The following is a 26,022-nucleotide window of genomic DNA, read 5'->3' on the forward strand; positions in this document are numbered from 1 at the left end:
CGCTCACCCCTTCGGCTTGCAGATGTTGTCGCGGAAATAGGCGATGGCCTGATCGAGGCGCTCTTGCCTGTATTTATCAGCACCGGCCTTGTGGGCTTCGTCCACGAGGCCGGTGCGGAACCGCCAGTCGTTCTCGCCATAAGGACTTTTGCCAAACTCCTTGCAGTACCTTGGATCATCGGATTTGACACATTGCGGCGTGGCTCCCTCGAACTGGACGCCTAGGCCGCCATGGTCACGTTCCACCGTTGCCCCGGTAAGTCCGCTGAAATCGAAGCGAAGGAGGCTCTTGGGAATGTCTTGACCCAAGAGGCTCCCCGGCGTGAACGTCACATCGAAGGTGCAATTGTCCGTCGTGGTGATGGCCGCCGTGTAAAACCGAATCCCGTTGCTCAGGTCGAATGCGAACGTGAACGGTTCTCCGGAGATTTTTGTCGCGGTGAAATTCACGTCTTTCATGGGGCCGCTTGTGACACCTGTGCTGCCTGTACCTCCGTCTTCGTAGCCGAAGGCGATGAAGGCGGCGATCTCAACTGGGCTTTTGCCGTCGACGGGACCGGCATCCGAGCAGGACGGCAGGAGGACGGCGGCGAGTGCCGCCGTAAAAAGGCTGGTTTTCATGGGTTCACCTCTAGCGGCAATACAGGCTGGTGGGGTTGGGCGTGGTGTAGTCCACGCTGCAATGATGGGCCGAGGACGGGGCACCGCCACTGCGGCGGGTGCCGCCGCCATGCCCGCCGTAAGGGTTGCCACCCCTGCCTGACGACCCGGCCAGTGTGCCGACGGCCGCGCCGAGCATCAGGCCCATGAAGAGGTTGGCGGCGGCATCGCGGGCCGTGGCCCGCCTTGAACTCGGCACACGGCCAATCAGGCGATCGTTTTTGCCGGGTTGGGCCTTGACCGGGCCGAGGTTGACGTCGCCGGGAGCCGGTTCCTCCCGGACGGGCAGGCGCTTGGGCTTGGCGGGACGTTTTTTCGGAGTCTTTTGGCCGACGAGTTCCACCAGCTCCGGGGCGGCGGCTGGGAAACTCGCACGGACCCCGGCCGCGAAGCCGGGGGCCGGGTTGGCGAGGATCAGGCAGAGGAGCGTGGCGATAACGGGCTTCATGGTGCTCACCCCTTCGGCTTGCAGATATTTTCGCGGAAATACACGATGGCCTGATTGACGCGCCCCTGATAGGCAGCGCGGCTGCTGGTCTTCTCGTCACGGGTCACGCCGCTGTCGGCGTACAGCAGGAAGGTCGGCCACGTGCCTTTAGAAAAGGCGTCTTTATTGATCCTTTCGCAATCGACATACTGGCCGCCGTCGATTGAGACACATTGCAGCTTCGCCCCGTCGAACTGCGAGCTATCCTCGCCAACGTTCAAGGCGGTCAGTCCGCTGAAATCCAGCCGGAACGTACCACCAAAAGGACCATCCTCGACGGCATCACCCTTCTCCGCCTTGACATCGAACACACAGTTGTCGGCCGTGGTCATCGTCACCGTCACAATCCGTTGGGTGTCCGTGCCAGTGGTCTGGGTATAGGTGAACCGGAACGGTTCGTCGGAAAGCTTCTTGGCCGTGGCGTTCTTGACGCCGACCCTCCGCGCCCAACTCGGATAGCCGGTTGCGCCGTCCTCGAAGCCAAAGGCGATGAAGGCGGCGACCTCGGCGGCGCTCTTGCCGTCGAAGGGGCCGGTTTGGGATTGGGAGTCTGTCTTGGAATCCGAGCAGGACGACAGGAGGGCGGCGGCCAGCGCCGCAGCAAGCAGTCTGGTGTGCATGGGGATACCTTTCAGGAGAGCGCGGCTTTCATGTCGTCGAAGGTGGCGAACGTCCGCCCGACATGGCGGCCGCTGGTGACCATGTACGTGCCGTCCGCATTGCGCTTGTACTTGGCGGACCCGACCGTCCCGGTTGGTGGGGCAAGCCGGTCCTGTTCGGCCTGTTCAAGCACCTTGGCGAGAGCCGAGGCGAGATACTGCTTGTCATTGAGGATGAGGTACTTTTCGGCCAGCGCCTGCTCGTATTGCAGCCCTGCCGCGCGGGCCGACGTGGCGGCGGAGGCGATATCCGGGTCCAGTTCGGTCAGGGTTTTCCAGCGGGCCATGTCCGGCCCCTTCTGGTGGACAACCTGCGGCGCGGCCGCGCCGGGGCTTCCCTGCCCGACAAGGGCCAGCAGGATAATGCCGACGAGGCCGAACAGGAAACATAGAATTCCCCACACCGCCGTATTGCGGTTGCGGGTGCGGGCCATGCCCGCTCCTATGAAGGCGCAGACAAGCGCGACGACGAGCCAGATAATGAGAATCATGGAAATGTCCTCAGGGATTACAAACGGGTAAGGGTGGTGGCGAAGGGGCAACCGGTCAGGCGCACCGTGTCACCGGTAGCGGTATAGCCGCAGACACCGGCAGGCGGATTAAGCAGGCCCGGACCGGGGTCGATCTTGATGCGGCTGTTATCAAGCTTGCTCCATTGCCAGACGGACTGCTTTCCGGTGCTGGTCACGATGACAAGCGTGCCGTCGCTCGTGAACTCAATGGCCGAGCCGTCAGCCTCCCGGTATTTACCTTCAAGGCCGGGAGTTTCCGAGCAGGCGGCAAGGAAAATTGCGAAAGAGGCGGCAGAAACGGACCGGAATCGGGAAATATTTACTTTCGGCTTGGATTGCATCGGAAAAAGGGACCCCCTGTGCTGCAACCGGGGGCGGAATCCGTACCGTGGCAGAACGGCAGAAACCGCCGTCCGGCCTATGCCTTTGGCCCTTTCTGGTTATCAAAAATCACGACTTTTGACGGAAGCCGAAATGCCGGATGCGAAGAAGTGCCGGAGGAACAGAATCCTTGTTTTCCAGTATTAACCACCTCTGAGCATGTTAAAAAATGTGAATCCCGACACCTTGCAAAAGTCGTGACTTTTGACCACCTGTAAAACGGCGCAGAAGCTTCCGCCTATAATTAGCAATATTTAGGGAATTCAAGGCTCTCCGCCATTTACGGAGGCTTTGAGCATGAACACACACGTTTCCGGCCGAGTTTTCGGCTATGCCCGCGTCAGCACAAAGGGGCAGGACCTGGCCTATCAACTAGCCAAGCTGAAGGCGGCCGGATGTGCGCAGATATTTCATGAGAAGCGGAGCGGCAAGAGCCGGGACGGCCGCCCTGAGCTTGCGAGACTTCTCAAGTCCCTCCGCTCCGGCGACGTTGTGCTTGCCACTGTCACCGACAGGATTGCTAGGAATCCGCTCGATCTGCTGAACATCGTGGATACGGTGAAGAAGGCGGGCGCGGGCCTGCGTCTTCTTGATGAACCATTCATCGACACGACCTCGGAATTTTCTGACCTGATCCTGTTCATTGTCGGCTGGGCGGCCCGCTGGCAGCGGCTCCGCATTCTGGAAAACACCGCCCACGGGCGCGAGGAGGCACGGCGACGCGGTGTGAAGTTCGGGCGGAAGCCGAAGCTCGGCCTGCAAGAGCGCGAGAAGATATTTGAGTGGCGCGCCAAAGGGGAAACTTGCGAACGGATTGCAAGGGCCTTCGGGGTTAGCGAGAGCACGATTTTGCGTGTACGACCATAACGCACAGGCAGACACTGTTGTCGGCCAGCTAACGGCAGGCTCGGATTTCCTATACGGCACTGGGGGTTGCACGGTAGCGGCAGCGTCCTGAAAGCTGTTGTCAAATTCTTCTGTGCGAATTCGTGTCGCCATGTGAACAAAAAACGAACATCCTGTTTGCCCGCTGAGTCAGTCTGTGCCAAGGTGGCAAAAATCGACACAGCGGAGATTCGGGGACGTGATGCAGCAGGACGGAAAATCGGAATTTGCACGACTCAGGGAGCAGGCCGGACTTACCATTGAGGAAGCTGCCCGGATAACCAAGGTATCGCTCCGTTCTGCCTACCGTCACGAAAACGGGGAATGCTCACCCTCTCCACTCGCCCTTGATATGCTGCGGTTGATGGCCAAAAGCCACCGGTTGCCCGAGAAGCCTGTGCGGTTCCGCTTCATCGACCTCTTTGCCGGCATCGGTGGTCTCCGGGTGGGTTTCGAGAACATTGGCGGCAAATGCGTCTTCACCAGCGAATGGGACAAGTATGCGGCCGAGACCTACCGGAAGAACTTCCCCGAGGACGAGGAGCATGTGTTTGCCGGCGACATCCGGGAATACACGAAAGATGACGCCGCGCTGGCGAAAATCCCGGCGCACGACGTGCTTCTGGCAGGGTTCCCGTGCCAGCCGTTCTCGATCGCCGGAGTGTCCAAGAAAAACGCGCTGGGGCGTCCCCATGGCTTTCTGGACGCTACACAGGGAACGCTGTTCTTTGATGTGGCGCAGATCATTCGCTATCACAAGCCGAAGGCTTTCCTGCTGGAGAATGTGAAAAACCTCCAGCGCCATGACAAGGGACGCACGTTTGCGACCATCATGCAGGTGCTGGAAAAGGAGCTGGGCTACAAGGTGGTGACCCGCATCGTCAGTGCCCGTCCGTGGGTTCCCCAAGGGAGGGAGCGCATTTTTATTGCCGGGTTCCGGGATCACAGCGCTGCCTTCACGTTCGATGACGTGGCAATTCCGGAAGGTCCGGAGCCGACTCTGGGTAGTATCCTGCAATCCGACGTTGATGCCAAATACACCCTGACCCCCAAGCTCTGGGAATATCTCCAGAACTACAAGAAGAAGCACGAGGCCAAGGGGAACGGGTTCGGATTCGGGCTGTTTGGCCCGGGTGACGTAGCCCGCACGCTGTCCGCCCGCTACTACAAGGATGGCTCGGAAATCCTGATCGATCAGGGGAAGGGAAAGCGTCCGCGCCGGCTCACTCCCAAGGAATGTGCCCGCCTGATGGGTTTCGAACGGGGAAACCGTGTGTGGGAGATTCCGGTATCCGATACCCAGGCCTACAAGCAGTTCGGCAATGCGGTGGTGATGCCAGTCGTTGAGGCCATCGCTGAGGCCATGGGCCCTTGGCTTCCTGGCTTCAAGGCTGGTGAAGTCGTCTCCCTGCCAGAGCGACAGCTCCCGGAAAAGGCCGTAGTGAATGGCTGACATTGTTGCTCCTGCCGTCCGCAGCCGCATGATGGCAGGTATTCGCTCCAAGAATACGAAGCCTGAAATCGTGCTTCGCAAAGGCCTCCACGCGGCAGGCTTCCGTTTTCGCCTTCATGACCGGAAGGTGCCCGGCACCCCGGACATGGTGTTTCCAAAGTGGCATGCAGTAATTTTTGTCCACGGATGCTTCTGGCACGGGCACGGTTGCCGGCTTTTCAAGTGGCCGGCAACGCGTGAGGAGTTCTGGCGTGAAAAGATCGGCCGGAACATCACTAATGACGTGCGTCATCAGGCAATGCTCGCAGAAGCGGGCTGGCGGGTTGGTATCATCTGGGAATGTGCCACCAGGTCAAAGGCCGGACAGCAGCAGATGGTGAAAACTGTCGCCGACTGGCTGAGATCAGATCAACAAAGGCTGGAACTGGAGGCAGCGTGAAAGCAGTGCAGACGGACCTTTTTGAAATGGAGCAGCCCAGCGCATCCCTGCTGGCGTCCTTGCTGGAAACGGCTGATGCCGTTCTTGTAAAGAAGCTCTCCAACAATGACCGCGACTGGGCGAAGTTTGGGAACAAGCATCAGGCAGGTGTCTACATGCCTCCGGCGCAGCGCGACAGTGGTTTCTTTCCGCCATTGCAGGAGATAGAGCGGCCTGACCCCAACGCGGCTCCGATCAGGGTAACCACCTTCTCAACATTTTGGCCGCAGTTTGATGTGACCAGGGAAACGTTCATCAGGCACTACACCAGCAAGGGCCCGGAAACCCACATGACCCGCCTTCCGAAGGAGGCGTTTTCCGAACTCTCTCCTGCCTCTTTCCTGGTGATGGCGAGGACCGGAGAAACTGCCTATACCTGCCTGACGATCGACTCCGCATCCGATGATGCCATTCTGCTGGCCGACGCCCTGGAGCTTGAGCCGGATTTTCTGATCGATATCCGGCGACCGGCTGACTACCGGCAGAAGGAAAAGGAAGTCATTCTCGACTTTGTGGAGCAGGCTATCGCCGCGTGGCTGAAGGGGACCATTGTCCCGTTTGCCCACGACAATGCCGCCTTGCCTCCTACAGCCGTTATGGCTGAAAAGGCCCGCCGGAAATTTCTGGATATCTACCGGCTGACCAGTCTTGATCCCTTTGCACTGGGTTCTCCAGGCGACGCCCTGCGGGAAATCAGCAGGGGCATCGAATGGGAACTCTTCCGCGAGTTCCAGCGGCGTGAACGTGCGATTGGCCTTGTCCGCATCATCATGGGGGATGCGCCGTACCCGGTGGATGCTCCTTCCGTAATCCGGAGCCTGATCGAGAAGGTTCAGGAGGTTGACACCCTCATGCTCTCGGCCAGCCAGCAGCGAAAGTCGCGTGCGGGTTACTCGTTCGAGCATCACATTGAAAGCATGCTCGCCGATGGCAACGTACCATTCGAAAAGCAGGTCGTGATCGAAGCCAAGAAACGGCCCGACTTCATTCTTCCGTCGCTCCGGGTTCTCCGCAAGAAGGACGAAGGTCGGGCTCCCGGTCTCATTCTGAGTGCCAAGACCACTCTTCGTGAGAGATGGAAGCAGGTGGAGCGGGAGATGGGGGGAAGCGAGCTGTTCCTTGCCACCGTGGATGAAAACATCGCCGCCAATGCCATCGATGACATGGCATCAATGGGGGTTGTGCTGGTCGTGCCGGAAAGCCTGAAGAAATCCAAGGAAGCCGAATATGCTGGACGCAAGAACGTCATATCGTTCCGGGAGCTGTTCTCCGACGAGATTGCTTCCCGGATGGCATCGTGGATCTGAAAAGTGCAGATATCCAAGTCGCGATTGTTGGCATGGGAGCCGAGATGACGCTTATATCTACGGACTATACGTACCTATTGCCGCTAAACTGCCTTATAGTTAGCAAGTCCTTCTTTGGAATCTGGGCTTTAATTGGCCGCCGCGTCCAGTCAGTTGGCGAACGCGCATGGTCTTATGCTTCCTGTACGGCGGGTTCTCCAGCTGACATAGGGAAGGGAACCACGTTGGGCGCAGCCTCCGCAGGCATGCCCATCATCATGTTGTAATGACCCATGTGCTTCGTCTTTTCAAAAATGGCTTTGAACACCGCGAGGTGCCGGTCGATCATCTGCTGATCGGCAGACAGGTAAAGATCGTCATGTACGGCGTGTGAGCCGTCGTTGACCCAAGAAAAGAGCGAACCACAGATCTGCTTATCGCGTCCCTCGAACATGTCGATGATATCATCCTTGTCCATGTTGCCGAGCACCGTGAAGTAGCTTTCCACGATACGCCGCAAGGTGTTCTGGATGGTCAATGGCGAGGGGTTTGGATTACGGACCTCTGCCCACAATAGTTCGTACGAAGTCTTGATTGGATTGTGGTCGTACGGCTCCAGGGCGGTTTCGTTGTTGCGCTTGCGTACCACCCAGAACGTCTCATGGGAGCGGCACGTTTCAGATGAACGCTTGGGGTCGAAGGAGACCTCTTTGTGGAAGTGGATGTTGTGCGTCAACAGGAAGACCTGGCGGATGCGGCCTGTGCCCGCGATCGCTTCTGCCATGACCTGTTTAATGAGCGTACTCACGATGAAAAGAACGTCACTATCAAGGCTCGACACCGGATCATCGAACACAACGACACGGTTGTCGTTCATGCCGCTGCTCGACGTGCTCCCTCGGATGAGGTGATAGAAATAGAGGAAGGTGATGAAGCTCTTTTCACCTTCGCTCAAAGTCCTTGTGGCATCAGTGCCGTCAGGGCGGATCACGGCATAGAGGTTGCTGCTTTCGCCCGCAGTCGCCAGCTCGAAGCCCGTAAAACCGAAGGAGGTCAGGATACCGTTGATCTCGTTGACCGTTGGCTGCACGCTGGTAATGTTACGCTCAAGCTCCTCAATTTCATCCGTTAGCCCCGCAATCTCGGTGTTCTTGGCGGATATTCCATCCGTTAGGCCTTGGATGGCCCGCTCCAGATCAGTCTTTGCGCTGACATAGGAATTTATGGTCGTCTGAGCCTCATTGAGGAGGCAGCGCCATGCCTCCGAGATCAGCTGCGCGCGCTCCGTCGCTAGATTACTCACCAATCGGTTATGCTCTGCGATGGACGCATCCGCAGCGTCCACAAGCTCATTAATCGCCGTCGCTATTTCCGCCACGCCGTCCAGCTCGACAACCGAGCTCGGCTCCTTCGCCTTCGCATCCAGTTTTGCCAGGTTCGAGTTAACCACCTGACTCAACCGCGAAAGCTCGACACCGAGCCTGGCGAGATCGCAATGAGGGTTCTCGCTCTCCAGAATCCCTTGCAATCTTCCGACGAGCTGGTCGGAGGCAGTGACGTATGCGCTCCTCACTTGCTGGATATGGGCCAGGTCAGCCGTGTACGACTCATCGAAATAGTCGTCTAGGCTGCTTCTCAGGTCGGTCAGGAGCTGCTGCTGGCAGAAGGGACAGCGAGGGGAGCTGACCGCTAGGTAGGGTCGCCCTTCCTGAACCCAGTCGCTGTTTCCGAGGTGGTTGATTAGCGCGGCAACATCGACATCGTCCTTCCCGACCACCTTCTTGGCAAGGATTGGCGCATCTTCCAGACTGCGCAGGGCGTCAAAGTTAAGTCGTCCCAAGGGGGCGGCCGGTTGAAGCCCACGCTTGAAAACCGTAGCGGCTCGGGGCTTGAGTTCCTCAAGTGCTCGAAGCGCGGCAGCGTTGGCGCCCAGTTCGGAAAGGACTTTATCGCAAAAGCGGGCCTTCGAATTCCGCAATCCTTCGAAAACGTCCTTGAAATGCTCGTCGTGGCGGTTCTTTAAAATCCAGCATGCCTCCTCAAAGTCCGCTCGGAGCGCCTTCAGGGCTGCTACCTTTCCACCAGCTCCATCCTCTCCGGAGAGAACCACCCGACGCCTCCTCACGTCCTCTTGCGCTTCCTCACGGCGTCTGCGTGCCTGTTCGATCCGGGCAAGAGTCTCAGCAGACTCCTCACCGAGCGTAAAAATGCCGGGCATCTGGGATTTGAAGTTCCGGGCGGCGAAGTCGGCGTTGTAGACAAGCCGCTCCAAGGCTCTGCCTCCCAACCAGGTCACGCGGGAGTCCGGGAAAGCATCCGGGTCTGCAATGACACGGGAAATCGTTGTCTTCCCCGAGCCATTGGTCCCAAAAATGAAGTTGATTTCTTTGCAGGGTGAAAGCCGCTTACCTTCGGCCGGATAGCTTCCGATATTTGCGATAAAGACTTCCTGCAGCATCTGTTCCCCCAGAACTAATCTGCATGCAGTCTACGACGCTCTAGCGAGCATGCAACCGACTTGTTGTTTATGCAGGCAGAAGTATATGCCGATCGGGTCTCTCCCAAAAGGTAGAAGCAGTGCCGAACGGATATCAAGCCCTGAGGACCTAGGTCCACCCGCTCACAAACGAGATGTCGGCATTTGACAATTAGCATGCCGAAGTATCCATCAGGATCATAACCTGAGACGGTCCCGCGCTTGCGCTGCATGTTCGCGTTCAAGTTCAATGCCGACATAATGCCGCCCACAGGATTCCGCCGCCACAAGCGTGGAGCCTGACCCGCAGAACGGATCAAGGACAAGTCCGCCCGCTGGGCAATACGTGCGGATAAGCGGCTCCAGCACTTCGACAGGCTTCTGCGTCGGATGCAGTTTGTTGCCGGTGTAGACCCAGCCCGCGACATCGGACAAAGGTGTTGCTGGCAGCTCCGGGCGTCCCTTCGCCAGGACGTAGGCGGATTCGTGCATGGCTCGAAACAGGCCGGTTCGCGAGGGATAATTCTTGCAAAAGACCATGTGCCCGACAGGGCGGAAACCTGCCGCGCGCCACGCCGCAAGGAAGGCGTCGGCGGCCGTCCAGCCGTAGAAGCTGAAGCACAAGGTATCGGGTTTCATCAGGCGGTAGACCTCGCGGAACGCGGGCTCCAGCCAATCGGAATGGGTGTCGTTGACAATCGTGCGCCCTTGCCGGTCACGATAACCGCAGATGTACGGCGGATCGGTGAGCACGAAGTCTACGGATTCACCGGGCATTCCGGCCATGACCTGCACGCAGTCGCCATGGATGACGTTATTCTCCGGCATGGCCACCTCCGGGAAATGGAGGTGGCCGTCGCGGACGCGATAGGATGCGGGCTTCATTGCCCGCGTCCTTTGCGGCTGGCGGCTTCGCCCGCCTTGGCGGTGCGGATGACCACGCGGCCATCGAGGGGCAGCAGGCTCAACGTGATGTTGAGGCCGTTGCCGTCGGCGTGCTGCCATGCGGCTCCGATTTTGGTCCAGAAGGCGTTGTCGCCTTTGCCTTCGACCACATAGACGTGATGCGTCGGCGTGGTGTTGGTGGTGTCGTTGCTCATTTTGGGAGGCTCCCGTTGGTTGGCCCGGTCACGCCCTTCGCGACCGGTCGGGTGCCCAAAGACGCCGTGCCATCGTCCCGCCCGCAACGGAGGGTCCGGCCGAGGCTCCCACGGGATACGGCTGGATGCCTTGCGGGCGGAACGCGCGGCGTCACACCCGACCACACCGGTTGCGAAGGTCGAGACCGCCCCAACGGGCCGCTTCGGCAACGGCACCACCCTGCCATGCCGACGACGGCATGGCGCTGTGGCCGAAGCCGCGCCCCGGCTTCGGGCAGAGCCACGACAAATAAAGTCGGACGTAAAACGTCCGTCCGTGTGGAAGACCGGAGGTCCGTCACTCGCCAATACGTTGGGGAGTGACGGACCGCCCCAAAAGCCATGATGGCAGCGGTCTATCCGCAAACGTCGCCACATGACCCGCCAATGACGCTGCGCTCCGCTCTCCGTCACGGACATCATTTCCGGCGCAAGATGCTGGCCATTAGCAGCCGCAGGCGTTCACTATCCGCTGAGGCAACCAAACGCCTGACCCATCTCACCCGACCGTTTTCCCAACCATAGGAGAGCAGAATGCTTGCTCATCTCATCCGTGCGCCGCCGCGGCGGCCATCCTTTCGGTGCCCACCTTTCGGGTGCCGGACGCCCAACAGGGCAAACCACATCGGCCAGCCGCCCGGCTGGCTCGTGAGGCTCGTACCGTAATACGCATTCCCGGCCTTGCCGCGAATGACCTTCGCGGGGTGCCCTGATCTACGGACAGGCATCGGCCATCAACACTCAGCTAAATACGAAAGCGAGCGCAGATGGACGATCTGACCATGGACCTTGTGCGGCTGTGTCAACGCAACAGGGACGGCTCTTACGGCACCCAAAACAATCGCCGGCGCGGGTTGACCGCAATGGCCGACGATCTCGCAGACCTCGGCTATAAGTTGCCGTCGGCGGGCTCCCTCAAACCGAAACATATCGAAGCCCTCGTGGAAAAGTGGCTCGACGCAGACACCACCGACGCCAGCATCCGCAATCGCCTCACTTGGCTGCGCTGGTGGGCGGAGAAGGTCAACAAGCCGAACGTCGTCAACCGCGACAACGCGGCCTATGGCGTGGCCGAACGCGGCGAAGTCACCCGCAACCGCGCCCAGACCCTCGACCACACGAAACTCCAGACCATCGAATGTCCCAACATCAAGGCATCCCTGCTGCTGCAAGCCGCTTTCGGCCTGCGCCGCGAGGAGGCCATGAAATTCCAGCCGCAAGCCGCCATCCGTAGCGACCATATCACCCTGCAGGCCAGTTGGACCAAAGGCGGCAGGGCGCGCACCATCCCCATCACAACACTGGAGCAACGGCAGGTGCTCCAGCATGTCGTGAAACTCATCCCCGGTCGCGGCTCGCTGATCCCGGCGCAACTCACCTACGTCGAACACCTCAAGCGGTTCGAATACCAGACTCTTAAGGTCGGCCTGCGCAACACCCACGGGTTCCGGCACGCCTATGCCCAGAATCGCTACCGCACCCTGACCGGCCAAGCCTGCCCGCTGGCAGGTGGCAAGAAGTGGTCCGACATGACCGCGAAGGAACGCGAAGCCGATCGCGCAGCACGCCGCCACATCTCGGCCGAACTCGGCCATGGCCGCCTGAAAATCACCGATACCTACCTGGGGAGTGCCTTCTGATGAAACGTGCCGAAGGCAATTACCTGATGGCGGCGGATTTCCGCAAACGGTACGCCGACAAACTGTTCAAACCGTCCACCATCGCGATAGCTATAGACGAAGCCGCCTTTAACGGTCATCGCCAGTACCGCATCGTGCAGGAGCATCCGTTCGATCTGTCCGACACGGATGCGGCCCAAGCGTTAGAGGAATGGCTTGACCGGGAACAATTCCATTACATCTGGAGACCGACGTTCCTCGAACAGGATGCGTTCCGGCCTTCGATTGTGACGGAGTACCCGGAGCTGGTGATTTCTTGGTAATAGAGTAAAAATATCAAAGTTATTTCTATTTTCTATCAACTGTAATCGATGATTTATCTAGAACAGAAGAAGCTAGTTTCTTTTCTTCAAGGGTAGAGTCTTTGGCCAAAGAGAATATAATTGTCACCGCAATATCATCCACACTCACCACCTGTTCGATATATTGCGAGCCTTGCTTATCTGCATAAAGCATTCGAAAAACACCGATATCCTGGTTTCCGGCGATAATATCCGCCCCCTGCAGCTTCGCATCTATGGTTTGTTCGGCGACGTCCGACAAAACAGTTGCGGCATCATATTGGCCCTTTTTTAGAAGCCTGATTTCTCCACGAATGTTGGAGTTGTTGGTATTAAACGTCGCATAGGTTCTGAGATCGGGATCACCCACAATTACGCTAGGTTTTTCATAGGCAGTGAGACTCCAGCCATTTGGTGTATATATTAAGGCCTTTACGCGACTGGAAATACTATCCAGATTTGTATAGTCTGAAGCATTTACTCTATTGAAATTTGTATGGTCTGAAGCGTCCGCGTTAAACGAAATAAAAATTATAAATATTGATAGCGCAAATCTAATCATCGAGCATTCACCCTTTCCGCATCCAAAGATGCGCCCAATACTCCACCAAGTCCAATGCCAAATCCAAGATTTATCTTATTTTCACTTATGTTTATTTTACCCTTTGCCTTTGCGCCAATCCCAGCGTTTGCAGATAACGAAACGTCATAACTGGCAACCCGGAAAGAATATACTACATTTGCATCTGCCAGCATCACCCCAAGCTCGGCATTCAAAGAAGCTGAATTTGCGTTAACGGTTCCATTTAAGCTGCCGCTTAATCTGTACACATCGAGAGTAGTAGAAACTCCATTTTTAGTTAAAGAAGCTGACAGATAGGAGGCGGAAGCTTTCCCCGTTACTCCCGCCGTGCCGCCCAAAACTCCAAGGCCGGGAGTATATTTGCTACCCCCTGAGTACCCAGCGTTCCAATAGTTAAAGACGCTAGTAGGCTCACTCGCAGGAGAAAGCTTTTTCTTCACATCAGCAGCAGTTGGCGATGCTGGTGTAGGAGTTTCTGGCTCTGTAACCGGCGTCTCGGGCTCGGTCGGTTCCTCTGGCTCCGTCACAGGAGGCTCCGGATCGGTAGGCTCTTCCGGCTCTGTCACCGGAGGCTCCGGGTCGACCGGAGGTTCCGGGTCTACAACAGGCGGCTCCGGGTCGGTAGGCGGTGTGATGGTCTGGTCGGCTCGAAGGCTGACGGCAACGAAGACGTTGTCGCGGAATGCCTGAGAGTCCAGAACGTAATCGCTAGGCACGGTAATCCGCGTGCCGGTGTCAGAACACACGCCATCATTCGCGCAATAGACATAGCTGGCTGCCGTCGCATCGTTGTCCGGCACGACCTCAACCCTGATCGGGTTCGAGGCGGTTCCGATCTGCCAGGCATCGAGCGAGATATAGCCGGTGTTGCCGATGATTTTACCGTTGCCCGAGGTCGTGATCGAATGCGCCGGAGTAACCGTCGAGCCGATGCGGAATTGGCCTGTGGATGCGCTGAAATCCACCACGGCATTCAGATGCACATCCATGGTGAAGTTCGAGTTCTGGATGATCCACAAAGTGGAGTTACCTGCCGGGGCGGTAATGTTGCTGTCAATGGAGATGATGCCGCTCTTGTCAGAGGTGCTTGATGTCAAGAACAGCGTCACCATCCCGTTGGTGCGCATGATGTCCTCGATGGTCGCGGCGGAAATATAGGAGGTCGAATCCGGGTTGAAAAACTGCGGCGTAAGCCAGCGGTCAACCGTGGAGTTATTGTCCATGTAGTTCAGGTCAGATGACCCAATGACGAGGTTATGCGGATCAAGCAGGAGTTGCCCGCCAATACCCGTATCAACATTCCCGGTAAACGACAGGCTGTTAGGGCTCGACACCTCCACAAAGCCGCCAGTGCCGCCATAGACGCCGCCAGTGTTCAGGACATTGCCGGTGAAGAGGTTGGCCTGATTGCCCCAAAGAATGACCTTGCCGCCGTTTCCGGTTCCGGTTGCGGAGGCGTTGAGTATCGTAGCCTCATCCAGATAAACATAATCTGCGGTGGGAATGAGACCGTCCTCATAGGCGACAGGGGCATCCGCGATGCGCTCGCCGCCCTTATAGTCGCCACCGACCAGTATCTTGCCGCCACCCGCACTCCCGCTGGCATCAACGGTGGCCTTGTTGAGAAGGGCAGCTTCTCCGGTAACCTGAATGGTGCCGCCATTTTCGAACGCTTTCTTCCCGGCTGCGGATACCTTGCCGGAAACCCGAACAACCTGTTTGGGAGAGCCGGACGTTTTCGTATTCGCCGTCGCGGCCCCCAAGATAATCTGGCCACCCTTGGATGACACGGTATTCGCTTCAATTACGCCACTGGTGTTGATGACACTGTCCACGACCTTGCGGGCAGTGGCCGCAGTCAAGGCGACACGTCCTCCGTCTGCTTTGAGCGTGCCCTTGTTCTCTACGAGCTTGGAGAGTGTCTTTCCGGATTTGACGTCCTTCACCTCTTCGGCGATTTCGTCGCTGACGGCAAAATTGATAAGCTGGTCACCACGCAGATCGAGGTAAAACTGACTGCCCACCGCAGACATACCGATGGAGCCGTAGTTTGCGGTGATAATGCCGTCGTTCCGGACACCCGGAGCCACCAGCGCAGCAAATCCGCCTTCACGAACGGTAATCAAGCCTTCATTGACAACAGATGCCCGCGCATCAGTCGTCAGTGAAAAGCGATCACGTCCGGCCATAAAATCAGTATCGGTAATGTCGTGCGTGGTCGCAAGTAGGCTGCCCGTATTTACAACGGCGGATGGCCCGAAAAGCACACCATCGGGGTTGATCAGGTAAACCGTGCCGTTCGATTCCAGCGTGCCGTAGATACGCGAGGCAGCCTGGCTGCCGGTTACGCGATTGAGAATGACACTGCTTTCGGAGGGCTGGACGAAACGGGTGCGCTCACCCTTTTCAATATTGAAGCTTTTCCACTCAATCGCGGCACGGTCCGTGTGCTGCGTGACGGTCAGGTCGCTCGTGCCCATACCTTGAATGGTTGCCTGCCCCCCGACGATTTTCCCGTCCAGAGGGTTGGCCCAAAGCGGCTGACCTGTAAGCGGCACAAGGGCCGTGGTTGCCAAGCAAAATCGCCAGAAGCGCATTCCATCCCCCTAGAAACGGGTATTAACCGCAAGAAAAAAGCGCCAGTCCTTGTCACTCCGGCCATGGAGCGGCTTTGCGGCGCTGACATCGATGTTGAGGTGATTTTGCCAACCGGCCCGAAAGCCCACACCCGCCGACGATCCGTCAGCGTTTCTGTCTTCTCCGGCGGCTGGGTCGATCCGGTGAACCGAACCAAAGTCGATGAATTGATACAATTGAGCCGACGACACATCCGGTGAGATTTCCGGCAGGTCATAGCGAAGCTCCGCGAGCGCAGTGAAACACCGGTCTCCGGTCAGCTCCGAAGGGTCGAACGCTCGTCCCGCGAAGCGACCGCCATAACTGCACTCTTCTGCCGCCAGCAGAGGATCAAAGGAATAGCTACCTTCCACAGCGCCGAAGAAGCTGAATCCTGATCCCAACCCCTGGAGACGGCTCAGATACAGGCTAATGGAAGTGAAGTCCGGCCTGCCGTTTTCGCGCGAAGCATAGGGGTTGTCCGCAGAGGTGGCACCTAGCCCTCCAATGCCTTGCGACAGCGTGAACGTGGCCTGATTGATCCCGTTGAATTCGTCAGCGTTATCGTAGTCGGCTTTGAGCCTGAAACCGCGAATGCGGTCATTGCTGATCAAAAGGCTGTCGGTTTCGCCGCGTGAGTCTTCGAGAAAGAAGCTGCCGGAAAGGATAAGGTTCTCGTCGCGGGAACGAATGAGAGGATAGGAAAGGCCCGTTTCGAAACTGAAGCTTCTGCCGCCATAACCAAGCTGGCGCAGCTCATAAATACCCGGATCACCGTTGCTGTAGCTGATGTTGCTGAACGACGTAAGACCTTCGGTATTCAAGAGAACGCTGAAGTTACCGGCAAGATATTGCAATTCGTTGGTATCGAAGGAACCGGCATAGACCAGGCCCATGCGCTCCTGAAGCCCAAGGAGGTTGTTGGCTTCAACGGAGGTCAGATATTGCCAAGGGCCACGGCCCTTGGTGCCGCGATTGTCGACTTGTGCGCCCCAGGTGAAAGGCTTGTGGTCCATCTCAACCTTCAAGCTCGTCGCGCCTGAATTCTCCTTGGACGCTTCGAATCTTGAGCGCACCGTCACCCCCGGCAGGTCATTCGCCAGTAACAGATAACGCTCGATGGTTTTGATATTCGCAGGTCGTACTGCCGTGATTTTTGCCGAATATTCCGCAAATAGGGCCGGATACCGGCCCGCCAAATCCGTGGGCCATTCAACGTGATCGACATAGCCCTCGATAACCTGAAGCCTAATGGTCGCGCCCTTCGGGTCGAGGGATTGCGGAGGTACAATGACACGCGAGAACACGTAGCCATCTTCGCCATACTTGGCGGTGAGCCGACCGGCCACGTCGTAAATATGCTGGAGCGAGACCCGGTTTCCCGTCAGCTCGGACGACAATGCCGCAAGCTGCGCGTCGGAATAGACGGTCGAACCTTCAATGGTAACGCGCGTGACCACGAGCTGGATTGCTGATGCTCCATCAGGAGCCGTTGTTCCCGCAAGTTGAATAACGGGAGCAGAAGGCTGCGAAAGTGGTCTTTCCGGCTGACGGAATTGTTCCACCTCGCGACCAGGTGCTACTGTAGATGGAATGGTTTGTGCTTGAACACTATGAAAACTGACGACAGACAGTAAAAACGCAGTTTGAAATACTCTTTTGCATGCGAGCATTCGAATCCCCATAAACCCCTTGGAGTTTTAAACAAGGTCGCCAAACCGGGGTCAATCCTACACCGGGCAAAAACACACATACGCGTACTGTGTGATCTTGTTGCAACTGAAACTCCCAAGTGTTCGGTGAATTTGGAAAGTTGACATGATCTTTTAACATTCTCTTATATTCGTATCCGAAGTCATTCTGGCGCATACTAAGTAGTTCCATGTCTGTTCTTGCAATTCCAAAACCGATTGCTACTCTCGCTTTGGTTGGGCTGGGACAGACATGTGACCAATAAATTTGATCCGTTCGGCGATCTGGAGCGCGATGCCGCGCTGTTCTTCAAATGGGGCAAGTGGGGTCTCAAGGCCGGACGCCACATAAAAGCCAATACCGCACGCCGCAAAGTTGAAGAACTCTACGGCCCCGAAGTTGCCGACGCCGTGGAAGCCGCGATCCGTTCCGGCCGCGATCCGGCCCCGATCATCGAGCGGGCCAGACGCGACCTTGAAGCCCGCCAGGAGCGCGAGCGCCAGCTTGCCGATCCGCCGCCGCTCTACGGCTCGGCCCGATGGCCGACCTCGGCCGACCTGCAACCGTACTTGCGCGACAGGAACGCCTTTCACGATCCCCGCTCCATCCTTCTCGGCACGTTCAGCGATGAAGGACAGACGACACCCGCCGGGTTCGTGCATTGGGACGGTGACGGCCATCTTCTGACGGTCGCACCGACGCGTTCGGGCAAGGGCCTGACCACCATCATCCCGAACCTGCTTCGCTATCAGGGCAGTTGCGTGGTGCTCGATCCCAAGGGCGAGCTGTTCGAAACCACGTCAAAGTGGCGGAGCACGCTTGGCCCCGTTTACCGGATTGCTCCGCTGGACGAAGGCTCCGGCAAACCCGTTCACCGCTTCGACCCCGTCAGCCGGGTCAGGAAAGAGGCCGACGCGCGCTCCATCGCGCAGCAGATGTTTCCGCGCGATCCGAAGTCCCCGGCGTTCTTCGCGGATGATGCGGTCGGCATCATGACCGGCTTCATTATGTTTGTTCGCCACAAGGCTCCGCCGCATCGCCAAACACTGGCGACGGTCTGCCAAATGGCCATGCTGAAAGGTCCCAGCCTGATCAACGCAGCGAAACAGATGGCCGAGTTCCCGCCATCCGCCGACGCAGGACGGGCCATTCTGGAAAAGGATGCCCAGCGCGGGCTCAAGGTCCTGCAGGACACCTTGACCAGCAAACTCTACGAATGGAAAGACGGCGATATCCAGCGCAGCGTCAGCGGCAGCGACGTGAGCTTCGAAAGCCTGAAGGACAGACCCGCCACGGTCTATATCGAGATCCCGTTCGATATAATGCAGACGTTCGCGGGATGGCTGCGGGTCGTCCTGAAAACCGCGCTCGACGCCATGCTTGCCAACCCGCGCGTCCCGGATATCCCGGTTCTCTTTGTGCTGGATGAGTTTCTGAACATCGGCGCGTTTCCCGAATACCGCGACGCCATCCGCACCCACGCAGGCGCGGGCATCCGGTTGTGGTTCTTCCTTCAGGATATCTATTCCATCGAGGAGCATTACCCCGGCAATAGCTGGCGTCCGTTCCTCAACTGCGCGGTCAAGCAGTTCTTCGGCATTAACGACGATGACACGGCCAAAATGGTCGGCGGCTACCTCGGGCACAAGACCCATGCCATTCGCACGACCACGGCCAGCACGAATGTCTCGTCGCACCTCGGCGGATGGTACGGCGACGCCTCGACCAACACGGGGTTCTCGATGACCGAAGGTATCCAGTTCCTCGGCCGTCCGCTGCTGACCAGTGACGAGGTGCGGGAACTGCTCGGCGGGTGGCAGGGCGACGGCTGGCGTTACGGCATTCTCGATATTGCCGGAGTGCGGCCGTTCAAAACGCAACTCGTGGTGCATGAAAAGAGCGAAACTTGCAGGAACCGTATCGGGATGATGTCAAAGGGGGATAATCGTGACCGAAACGAGCATCAACTACCGGAAACTCAGGAATAGCAGTCTGCCGACATGGCTCGGGCTGGTCATAGGCAGTTGGTTTGGACTGGCGTGGGGAAGCCTGCTTTCCGCGCCGGTTGGAATCGGCTTCGGCGTGGCCGCCGGAAGCGCATTCGGCGGCTTTCTGGCCGTTCCTCTCTGGGGGACATTCTGGGGTCTGGTGGGCTTGGGCAGGCAGCGCGAAAGCGCCGTACGCCAGCACGGTATCACGCTGCTCACGGAAGACGACCCGCTCGCCCAGAGGGTCTACGTCCTCGCCGCCAGACTGGGGCTGAACACCCGGCCATGGGTCGGCATCATGCCGCACAATAACGCGTACGCCATCGGCGCCAACACCAACAGCGCCCTTGTTGTCATCGGCCAGCCGCTCATCGACTCCCTGACCGAAGCGGAAGTGGATGCCATCATCGGCCACGAACTGGGCCACATCGCCAACAACGACATGCGCCGCATGGGCCTCGCTCGTTCGTTCCAGAACTCGCTGGTCTGGTATCTCGGCTTTTCCGACACCTTGCAACGCTGGGGCCGCTGGCTCCTGACGTGGCTTTCGGAACTGTTCGTGCTGCGCCTGTCACGCAAACGCGAATACTGGGCCGACGCCATCGGTGCAGCCCTTACCAGCAAGGAGCATATGATCGCCGCGCTGGAAAAGCTGCATGAGGGACCGGAACTCAGCGAATTCGAGCGCACCCATGCGCGCCTGATGTTCCGTGGCTTCGCCAGAGGTTCACTACTCTCGACACACCCCACCCTTAAGGAACGGCGGGCGGCTCTCCAGCGGGAAACGTATCTGCGGCGGGTTCCCGTAATGAAGGTCGTAATAGAACCCAAGCCCGCAGCGGCATTGCCGAAGGCGGAGGATATCGCTTACGCAAAACGCTGACATTCGGAATCACCACTAGCCGGTCACCCGGCGACATCGCCATGCACACGGGGGTATCTCATGCTATGGAAATATGCGGCTTTAGCAGGCTGCTTTCTTATGTCCGGCACGGTCATGGCATCAGCCGAGACGTTCCGCCTTGAGACGATGGTCTATCAGGAGGACCAGTCGTGCAAATACACGTTGTCGCGGCCTGACTGGAAAAGCAAAATCGGTGACATTCTAAGGCCGATTCTGGATATTAATATTCAATATGTCCGGCTTAAACAGGCCAAGAATATTACCGTTTCAAATATCGGCAAAGGTCAGGCGGTCAAATTCAACACCGTCTACCAAGGAATGGAGGTCGATAGTTACGGTCGCGAAAAACTCTACGAAATCATCAACATTGAGGGCGTTGCTTTTCTTGGAAAAGACAGCATAGTTGTGAAAGTCACCAGTACAAATCATGCGGCGAAACCCTTCCTTTCAGGCAAATTCGTAACCTGCGAACCTGTGTCAGTTCCGGAAGACGCTCCGCTCTCGCTCGAAGACATGAAGAAATTGGAGATCAACAGGCTGCGGGACTTTGAAAGGAAATTCGGTGACGCCCTGGATGACGCTACCGGACTGGGACTGAAGCAGGCTGCAAATGCCGCCGGACCTGCGAAAGGCTTAATTAAAAAGGGAATCGACTCCTATGTTGCTGACAGCAAAAAAGCCCGCAACGAAGCTCTTAAGTCTCCAAACACTTCAGCGCTCGAATGGTCAAGTCATCGGGCGGCGGAAGGTACTTACTACTGCAACACTTATTTGCATGACGCTTGCAAGCCTTAATGCAACCGCCTACGCGCTCGAAAATGATGAACTCACCTGCATGACGCAGCAATATTGGTTTGCGAAGCTCGGCCCCGAGAAAAAGGACGCATTCGAGGAGATATCCAAGAACTGCGAACTCGGGGAGGACCGGTTCACGGAAGTTGATGAGTTTATTGATACGGCCACGGCAACGGTTGACGGCGGGGGAGACGAGTTTTTTGCGGCGGTCTACGGACAGGAACAAGCCGCTTTGTTCCGGAAAATGACGAAGGACACGCTGGTTTTCATGCAAGCCGTTGATGCCCAACTCATCAAGACTATGCCTATCCCGTAACGCTACCGCTTCCACCAATCCAGATAATCCTCCGGCTCTCGGTCCTCGCGTTGCATCTCCCTGAGCATCCGTTCCTCACCCTCATGGTGCGGATGCCGCTCATCCCGCCCGGTGTCCTGCTGCTCCGATTCCGACGCATCCAGCACGGGCCGCAGCCAGTCCAGATGATCCTCCTGCATCGCGGGCACCTCGGCCTCCCATTCCTGAACGGCCAACCGTTCCGCGCCTCTTTCGTCCTGCTCGCGGATACGGTTTTCAAGGTCTTCGATCTGCGCCGTTACCTTGCCAAGCTCGAACATGAAACCCGCGTGGGTTTTCTGGCGCTCGGTGAGCACCATGATGGCGTGGCCGACATCATCGGTTGGGCCAGCCACCGCATGGATGGCCCGCTCAATCTGGTAGTCGATATCCTCTATCGTGTCCTCAAGGGTATGGGCACGTTCACGCAAGGCTTCCAGTTCGGCTTTCATATCCATGGCGGCCTCCGGCCAAGTCAGGATCAGTGGGCGTAATGATAGGCGGACTGATGTTCGGGTTGATCTTGCAGTTCGGCAATGAGAAAGGCACGCAGGCGCTCACCGGACGCAACAAGTTCCTGGGCTCGCGCATGGAAGTAAAAGGCGCTCTGCCGCAACTCCTCCCGGATGTTAGGCAGGGTCTCGGCCTGGACCTTGCGCATGGCCCAGTAAGCGAGCCGCTTGCGGCGGCGGATGAGGTCGGTTTCCAGCCATTCCAACTCCTTCCGCGTCTTCGCACGCTGCTCCTCCGTCAACTCACGGATGCCGAATACGGAACCTGCATAAACCTGTGTCATGCACCGATGATGGGACGACCTCGGCCATCCTGCAAGTGCTACCTGCGGCTTTGGTCCGGTTCGTGCCACGCCCCATCTTCGGACGGCGCAGATGGACGCTGCTTGTCCAGTTCCAGCCAGTCGAGATGGTTTTCCCAGCGCTCCAGAACCTGCGCGTCCTCCTGCACTTTCTGCTCTGTGAGCCAGTCCAGCGCATTGTCCGGCGCAAGCCGGTAGGCGGCGGCCTCGTCCTCGGAAAACTCGCGATTGTTCTGTTGATCTACCGCCGTTCGGGCGGAATGAAGATCGCCGTTCGGCTCTTGAAGAACGGGAGGTTCCTCCCGATGGACTTCGTCCAGCATGCGCCGTTCGGCGGCATGAAGTTCCTTGGGATGAATGGGCGACCCATCCGGGTCCGGCACTGGCAAATCAGGATCATCGTCGCGCTGCATGGTCTGCTCCTTTTCGCGCTGGCGCTCCCGGCGCGCACGTCTCTCGTCGGGGTTCGGGCCGCGATGCTGGCCCGGCTCCCTGTCCAGTTTGCGCTTGGCATAGCTGCGGCTATCGATCGCCACCGTAACACCCGCCTTGCGCAACGCCTCATTGGCAATGCGCTCCCAGAGGGCGCGGGCTTCGGTCACAAACTGCCGCCCGTCCGCGCTGCGGATTTTCGGGCCAAATCCTTCGGCCGTCACAACGCGCGTGGTCAGCAGGATGTGCACATGGGGATTGTGCTGGGTGCCATCGTCATGGATGGCGAAATCGGCCACAAAGCCTTGCGCCGCGTACGCATCGGCCATGGCCCGCGCCACGGTCAGCCAGGCCGTGCGTGGCAACTCGCGCGGCAGTGCGAATTCCACCTCCTTGGCCAGACGCGCATCCTTGCGCTTCTCGACCACCTCCACGGCGTTCCAGAGCTGTGTCCGGTCGGCCATCCACTCCGGCGCACCGGCAGGCAGGCGGATGTCATGTGCGACCACATCACGCCGCCCGCCAAAATCCGACAGGCGTTCCTCGGCCTCATTCGGCAGAATCGCACCCGCCCGATAGGCCGCAGCCGTCACGATGGAACGCCCGTCACCACGGCTGATGTTCTTGACGTTCAGGTGATAGATAGCCATTCACCTTGCTCCGGCACGGACGGGGTCCAGGGGCTTGCCCCTGGCGCACCTGCCGGTTTTCTCCAGACGCCGTGCGGCTGGTTAGAAAACCGTGCAGAGCATCGCCCATAGCTCAATGTGTACGCGTTGGGCGATGCGTAGGTGCGCTGTACGCATTCATACAATGGCGCGTTGATTTCTTTCAAGGTGACAGCAACAAAACCGGGTATCGAAGCGACTTCGCAATGCCTTTTGGAAAGTCTGCCGACCGCGTGATTATTGGTTGAGAATACCTCGCCACTTTGCTAGCAGAGGAACCACGCGGACGTGGTGAAACTGGTAGACACAAGGGACTTAAACGCAATTTGAGTGCACCGGCGGAAACGTCGGCTGTAGAACTGCTCAAAGTCGGGGAACCCTGTCAAATGGCAATCCCGAGCCAAGCCTCAACAGAGGAAGGTGTAGAGACTAGACGGGCGGCACCTACGGCGGAAGCTAGGGTGAAGGTATAGTCCAGACCGCAAACGCCTGATGGCGGCGGCGAAAGCCGTAGCTGGTAAGAAAATCCCTCGGCTTCGGCTATGCGGGTTCGATCCCCGCCGTCCGCACCAGTAAAGCTTTCTCATAGCCCTCTATGCGCGTTGCGCTTGGCGTGCTCAATGATCGCCTTCTTGGATTTGGCCTTGCGCTTCACGTTGACGGCTGCGGCGCTGATACTCGTGGAGATGTGCGAGGCATAGTATTTCTCGATCATTTCCACGCTGGTCCGGCAGTTCTTGGCGATCTGATAGATATCCGCGCCCTCCATCAGCCGCAAGCAGATGTAGGTGTGCCGTAGGCTATAGGCCGTCCGGCGACTGCCTTCCCGATCGAACTTGAGGTTCTCCTCGCTCAAGACGGAGTTGAACATCATGACGTGATTGCCAGGGAAGATCAGGTCTTCCGGCTTCGGCAGATTGCGTTCAAGCAGGCGCTCAAACGGATGCACCGCATTTGTCGTACTCTTGCAGTAGCCGACCCCCCGTTTGCCCCGCACTTGGATAAGGAGGATGGTTTCCTTCGTTTCCTCGTCAATAACGATTTCGACGTCCCGATACTGAAGCCGTTTGGCTTCATCGGGCCGTAGGCCAGTATTGGCCATGAAAAGTACGTAGTCGTGCAGCTGTCCAGCATGCCACTGAAAGCGTTTGTCACGGTGGATATCCACGCGCTTCCGCGTGGCCGTGTAGAGCTTCTTATATTCGTCGGCAGAGAACCATGCTCTGTGGGAAATCTTTTGGGCAGACTTATAAGGCGTGGAGAGGTCCGGCAGATGAGATAGCCAACCGTGCCGGATTGCTGTTTTCAGCACTTGGCGCAAGGTGACGATTTCCTGATGCAGCGTGTTCTTGGCGGGCGGTTTGCCTTCGGGGCTGCTGTTATGCCGCATCACCCGGTATTCCTGGACTTTCCCGGCCGTCACCTCCGATAAGCCTAGCTCGCCAAAGAACGGGAGAAGGTAGAGACGCAGGCGGCGCTCATTGCCAGCGACATAGACACGGTTACGCGATCCGCCGGTGACCACATCGTATTCCTCCAGATACCGCTTGGCAGCCTCCTTAAAGGTCCGCTCGTCCTTCAGTCCGCCTCCCTTCTCCTTGGCCTTCATCCGGAAGAACCAGTCTTCGGCAAACTCCTTGGCGAGCGCCAGGCTGTCTTCACCCGTGCTTACTCGCCAGTTCTTGCCGTTGATACGGGTCGAGCACTGCCAGCGCCCGCTATTCTCGCGCCGGTAGACGAGAACCTTACCTCCCAAAATCGCATGACTGGCCATGATTGACTCCCAGCTTCAGTTTCCGAGGAAAACGATACCAGAATGTGTACGGACTGTGCACGCCAGAATGCGTTAAAAATGATCACACTTTCGGCACTAACATATTGAAATTATGGTGCCCATGGTCAGACTCGAACTGACACTGGAAGGATTTTAAGTCCCTTGCGTCTACCAGTTTCGCCACGCTCGCGCGCCGTCCAGATCAACGACTTAGGTGGATTCGTCAAGAAAATGTTTGCGCGGCTCTGCGGGTGCTCGACAAACGGGCCGGCGCCCAACCGCAAAAACAAAACGGCGGCCTCGAAGACCGCCGTTTCACGAAATGGATTTTGGCCAGGCTCAGCCGAGCTTTGCGGCAATCTTGGCGACGTGGGCGCCCTGATACTTCGCAGCTTCGAGTTCGATTGCCGACGGCTGGCGCGAGCCGTCGCCGTTGGTGATGGTGGATGCGCCGTAGGGCGAGCCGCCCTTGACTTCTTCCGTACCCATCTGGCCCTGGAAAGCATAGGGAAGGCCGACATAGGCCATGCCATGATGCAGGAAGGTGGGCACGAAGCCGAGGATCGTCGATTCCTGGCCGCCGTGCTGCGTGGCCGACGAGGTGAACATCGAGCCGACCTTGCCGACGAGCTTGCCGGTAAACCACAGGCCGCCGGTCTGGTCCCAGAAATTGCGCATCTGGGAAGCGACCGTGCCGAAGCGCGTGCCGGCACCGACGATGATCGCATCGTAGTCGGGCAGTTCGTCGACGGTTGCGATCGGGGCTGCCTGATCGAGCTTGTAGTAGGAAGCCTTGGCGACTTCTTCCGAAACCAGTTCCGGAACGCGCTTGACGGTGACGTCTGCGCCGGCGGACTTCGCGCCTTCGGCTACGGCATAAGCCATGGTTTCGATGTGGCCATAAGCCGAATAGTAGAGGACGAGAACCTTCGCCATAGTGATCTCCATCAAGGATTGATTGAATTCGCGGGTCCGACCCTTCTAGCAGGGCATCCGGCCCAACATAGTCCCGCCGCCAAGAACTCACTGTTCACCGCCTGTAGACG

26 protein-coding genes and 1 tRNA gene are annotated in these 26,022 nt (G+C 58.0%); 10 read left to right on the forward strand and 17 right to left on the reverse strand.

Translation table 11 applies throughout. The features are described 5' to 3' along the window. Positions 1 to 3: 3 nt before the first annotated feature. Genes ACU8HS_RS01030 through ACU8HS_RS01050 form a run of 5 tightly spaced genes read right to left on the reverse strand, consistent with a single transcriptional unit; the run spans position 4 to position 2,659 of the window. Complete coding sequence (locus ACU8HS_RS01030) at positions 4 to 621, reverse strand: hypothetical protein (RefSeq protein WP_447015256.1); 618 nt, start codon at positions 619 to 621, stop codon at positions 4 to 6. Between the two features lie 10 nt (positions 622 to 631). Then, the gene (locus ACU8HS_RS01035; RefSeq protein WP_447015257.1) at positions 632 to 1,108 is read right to left on the reverse strand and encodes a hypothetical protein; all 477 of its coding nucleotides are present in this window, start codon (positions 1,106 to 1,108) and stop codon (positions 632 to 634) included. Positions 1,109 to 1,113: 5 nt separating this feature from the next. Next, the gene (locus ACU8HS_RS01040) at positions 1,114 to 1,767 is read right to left on the reverse strand and encodes a hypothetical protein (protein WP_447015258.1); all 654 of its coding nucleotides are present in this window, start codon (positions 1,765 to 1,767) and stop codon (positions 1,114 to 1,116) included. 11 nt (positions 1,768 to 1,778) lie between these two features. Continuing rightward, positions 1,779 to 2,297, reverse strand: coding sequence for a hypothetical protein (locus tag ACU8HS_RS01045; protein ID WP_447015259.1), 519 nt, complete (start codon positions 2,295 to 2,297; stop codon positions 1,779 to 1,781). Positions 2,298 to 2,314: 17 nt separating this feature from the next. Continuing rightward, the gene (locus ACU8HS_RS01050; protein WP_447015260.1) at positions 2,315 to 2,659 is read right to left on the reverse strand and encodes a hypothetical protein; all 345 of its coding nucleotides are present in this window, start codon (positions 2,657 to 2,659) and stop codon (positions 2,315 to 2,317) included. Positions 2,660 to 2,996: 337 nt separating this feature from the next. Here ACU8HS_RS01050 and ACU8HS_RS01055 point away from each other — a divergent pair, with 337 nt between their 5' ends. The 4 genes from ACU8HS_RS01055 to ACU8HS_RS01070 all read left to right on the forward strand — a co-directional run bounded on the left by ACU8HS_RS01055 (position 2,997) and on the right by ACU8HS_RS01070 (position 6,822). Next, positions 2,997 to 3,566, forward strand: a complete 570-nt coding sequence (locus ACU8HS_RS01055; RefSeq protein WP_447015261.1) for a recombinase family protein — start codon at positions 2,997 to 2,999, stop codon at positions 3,564 to 3,566. Positions 3,567 to 3,786: 220 nt separating this feature from the next. Further along, positions 3,787 to 5,037: a DNA (cytosine-5-)-methyltransferase gene (gene dcm / locus ACU8HS_RS01060; protein ID WP_447015936.1), complete on the forward strand. Its 1,251-nt coding sequence runs from the start codon at positions 3,787 to 3,789 to the stop codon at positions 5,035 to 5,037. Continuing rightward, entirely contained in the window at positions 5,030 to 5,476 is a 447-nt protein-coding gene (locus ACU8HS_RS01065; RefSeq protein ID WP_447015262.1) for a very short patch repair endonuclease, read from the forward strand. The genes dcm and ACU8HS_RS01065 overlap by 8 nt, the downstream gene beginning before the upstream one ends. Then, positions 5,473 to 6,822, forward strand: a complete 1,350-nt coding sequence (locus tag ACU8HS_RS01070; protein WP_447015263.1) for a type II restriction endonuclease — start codon at positions 5,473 to 5,475, stop codon at positions 6,820 to 6,822. Before ACU8HS_RS01065 ends, ACU8HS_RS01070 begins: the two co-directional genes overlap by 4 nt. A 172-nt stretch (positions 6,823 to 6,994) precedes the next feature. On the opposite strand, the gene ACU8HS_RS01075 is transcribed toward ACU8HS_RS01070, so the two are convergent. From ACU8HS_RS01075 to ACU8HS_RS01085, 3 genes are all read right to left on the reverse strand, one after another. After that, the gene (locus ACU8HS_RS01075; RefSeq protein ID WP_447015264.1) at positions 6,995 to 9,259 is read right to left on the reverse strand and encodes an AAA family ATPase; all 2,265 of its coding nucleotides are present in this window, start codon (positions 9,257 to 9,259) and stop codon (positions 6,995 to 6,997) included. A 216-nt stretch (positions 9,260 to 9,475) separates the two neighbouring features. After that, positions 9,476 to 10,162 carry a DNA methyltransferase gene (locus tag ACU8HS_RS01080; RefSeq protein WP_447015265.1) on the reverse strand — a complete coding sequence of 229 codons (687 nt, stop codon included), beginning with the start codon at positions 10,160 to 10,162 and terminating at the stop codon, positions 9,476 to 9,478. Next, on the reverse strand, positions 10,159 to 10,377 hold the full coding sequence (locus ACU8HS_RS01085) for a hypothetical protein (RefSeq protein ID WP_447015266.1): 219 nt from the start codon (positions 10,375 to 10,377) through the stop codon (positions 10,159 to 10,161). The genes ACU8HS_RS01080 and ACU8HS_RS01085 overlap by 4 nt, the downstream gene beginning before the upstream one ends. A gap of 806 nt (positions 10,378 to 11,183) precedes the next feature. On the opposite strand from ACU8HS_RS01085, the gene ACU8HS_RS01090 reads away from it, so the two are divergent. Both ACU8HS_RS01090 and ACU8HS_RS01095 read left to right on the forward strand, forming a co-directional pair. Further along, complete coding sequence (locus tag ACU8HS_RS01090) at positions 11,184 to 12,056, forward strand: phage integrase N-terminal domain-containing protein (RefSeq protein WP_447015267.1); 873 nt, start codon at positions 11,184 to 11,186, stop codon at positions 12,054 to 12,056. After that, positions 12,056 to 12,358, forward strand: a complete 303-nt coding sequence (locus tag ACU8HS_RS01095; protein WP_447015268.1) for a hypothetical protein — start codon at positions 12,056 to 12,058, stop codon at positions 12,356 to 12,358. The genes ACU8HS_RS01090 and ACU8HS_RS01095 overlap by 1 nt, the downstream gene beginning before the upstream one ends. Positions 12,359 to 12,383: 25 nt before the next feature. On the opposite strand, the gene ACU8HS_RS01100 is transcribed toward ACU8HS_RS01095, so the two are convergent. Genes ACU8HS_RS01100 through ACU8HS_RS01110 form a run of 3 tightly spaced genes read right to left on the reverse strand, consistent with a single transcriptional unit; the run spans position 12,384 to position 17,248 of the window. Beyond that, positions 12,384 to 12,938: a hypothetical protein gene (locus ACU8HS_RS01100; RefSeq protein ID WP_447015269.1), complete on the reverse strand. Its 555-nt coding sequence runs from the start codon at positions 12,936 to 12,938 to the stop codon at positions 12,384 to 12,386. After that, entirely contained in the window at positions 12,935 to 15,556 is a 2,622-nt protein-coding gene (locus ACU8HS_RS01105; RefSeq protein WP_447015270.1) for a two-partner secretion domain-containing protein, read from the reverse strand. Before ACU8HS_RS01105 ends, ACU8HS_RS01100 begins: the two co-directional genes overlap by 4 nt. 9 nt (positions 15,557 to 15,565) lie before the next feature. After that, positions 15,566 to 17,248, reverse strand: coding sequence for a ShlB/FhaC/HecB family hemolysin secretion/activation protein (locus ACU8HS_RS01110; RefSeq protein ID WP_447015271.1), 1,683 nt, complete (start codon positions 17,246 to 17,248; stop codon positions 15,566 to 15,568). A gap of 273 nt (positions 17,249 to 17,521) precedes the next feature. On the opposite strand from ACU8HS_RS01110, the gene ACU8HS_RS01115 reads away from it, so the two are divergent. The 4 genes from ACU8HS_RS01115 to ACU8HS_RS01130 are packed head-to-tail and all read left to right on the forward strand — an operon-like array spanning position 17,522 to position 21,270. After that, complete coding sequence (locus tag ACU8HS_RS01115; RefSeq protein ID WP_447015272.1) at positions 17,522 to 19,255, forward strand: type IV secretory system conjugative DNA transfer family protein; 1,734 nt, start codon at positions 17,522 to 17,524, stop codon at positions 19,253 to 19,255. Further along, a complete protein-coding gene (locus ACU8HS_RS01120; protein ID WP_447015273.1) occupies positions 19,215 to 20,138 on the forward strand; it encodes a zinc metalloprotease HtpX in 924 nt (307 codons plus the stop codon). The genes ACU8HS_RS01115 and ACU8HS_RS01120 overlap by 41 nt, the downstream gene beginning before the upstream one ends. Positions 20,139 to 20,198: 60 nt before the next feature. Beyond that, complete coding sequence (locus ACU8HS_RS01125) at positions 20,199 to 20,954, forward strand: hypothetical protein (protein WP_447015274.1); 756 nt, start codon at positions 20,199 to 20,201, stop codon at positions 20,952 to 20,954. Next, positions 20,935 to 21,270 carry a hypothetical protein gene (locus tag ACU8HS_RS01130; protein WP_447015275.1) on the forward strand — a complete coding sequence of 112 codons (336 nt, stop codon included), beginning with the start codon at positions 20,935 to 20,937 and terminating at the stop codon, positions 21,268 to 21,270. The genes ACU8HS_RS01125 and ACU8HS_RS01130 overlap by 20 nt, the downstream gene beginning before the upstream one ends. 2 nt (positions 21,271 to 21,272) lie before the next feature. Here ACU8HS_RS01130 and ACU8HS_RS01135 read toward each other — a convergent pair whose 3' ends face one another. The 6 genes from ACU8HS_RS01135 to wrbA all read right to left on the reverse strand — a co-directional run bounded on the left by ACU8HS_RS01135 (position 21,273) and on the right by wrbA (position 25,912). After that, positions 21,273 to 21,746 carry a hypothetical protein gene (locus ACU8HS_RS01135; RefSeq protein WP_447015276.1) on the reverse strand — a complete coding sequence of 158 codons (474 nt, stop codon included), beginning with the start codon at positions 21,744 to 21,746 and terminating at the stop codon, positions 21,273 to 21,275. Between the two features lie 23 nt (positions 21,747 to 21,769). Next, entirely contained in the window at positions 21,770 to 22,084 is a 315-nt protein-coding gene (locus tag ACU8HS_RS01140; protein WP_447015277.1) for a hypothetical protein, read from the reverse strand. Positions 22,085 to 22,122: 38 nt separating this feature from the next. Next, positions 22,123 to 23,184 (reverse strand): MobQ family relaxase, encoded by a 1,062-nt coding sequence (gene mobQ, locus ACU8HS_RS01145; protein WP_447015278.1) that lies wholly within the window; start codon positions 23,182 to 23,184, stop codon positions 22,123 to 22,125. A 601-nt stretch (positions 23,185 to 23,785) separates the two neighbouring features. Then, positions 23,786 to 24,976, reverse strand: coding sequence for a tyrosine-type recombinase/integrase (locus ACU8HS_RS01150; RefSeq protein WP_447015279.1), 1,191 nt, complete (start codon positions 24,974 to 24,976; stop codon positions 23,786 to 23,788). A gap of 113 nt (positions 24,977 to 25,089) precedes the next feature. After that, positions 25,090 to 25,160 (reverse strand) — tRNA-Leu (locus ACU8HS_RS01155). A 155-nt stretch (positions 25,161 to 25,315) separates the two neighbouring features. Continuing rightward, positions 25,316 to 25,912 carry an NAD(P)H:quinone oxidoreductase type IV gene (wrbA, locus tag ACU8HS_RS01160; protein ID WP_112572227.1) on the reverse strand — a complete coding sequence of 199 codons (597 nt, stop codon included), beginning with the start codon at positions 25,910 to 25,912 and terminating at the stop codon, positions 25,316 to 25,318. Positions 25,913 to 26,022: the final 110 nt, after the last annotated feature.

This window comes from Rhizobium sp. KDH_Rht_773_N (genome assembly GCF_052946295.1).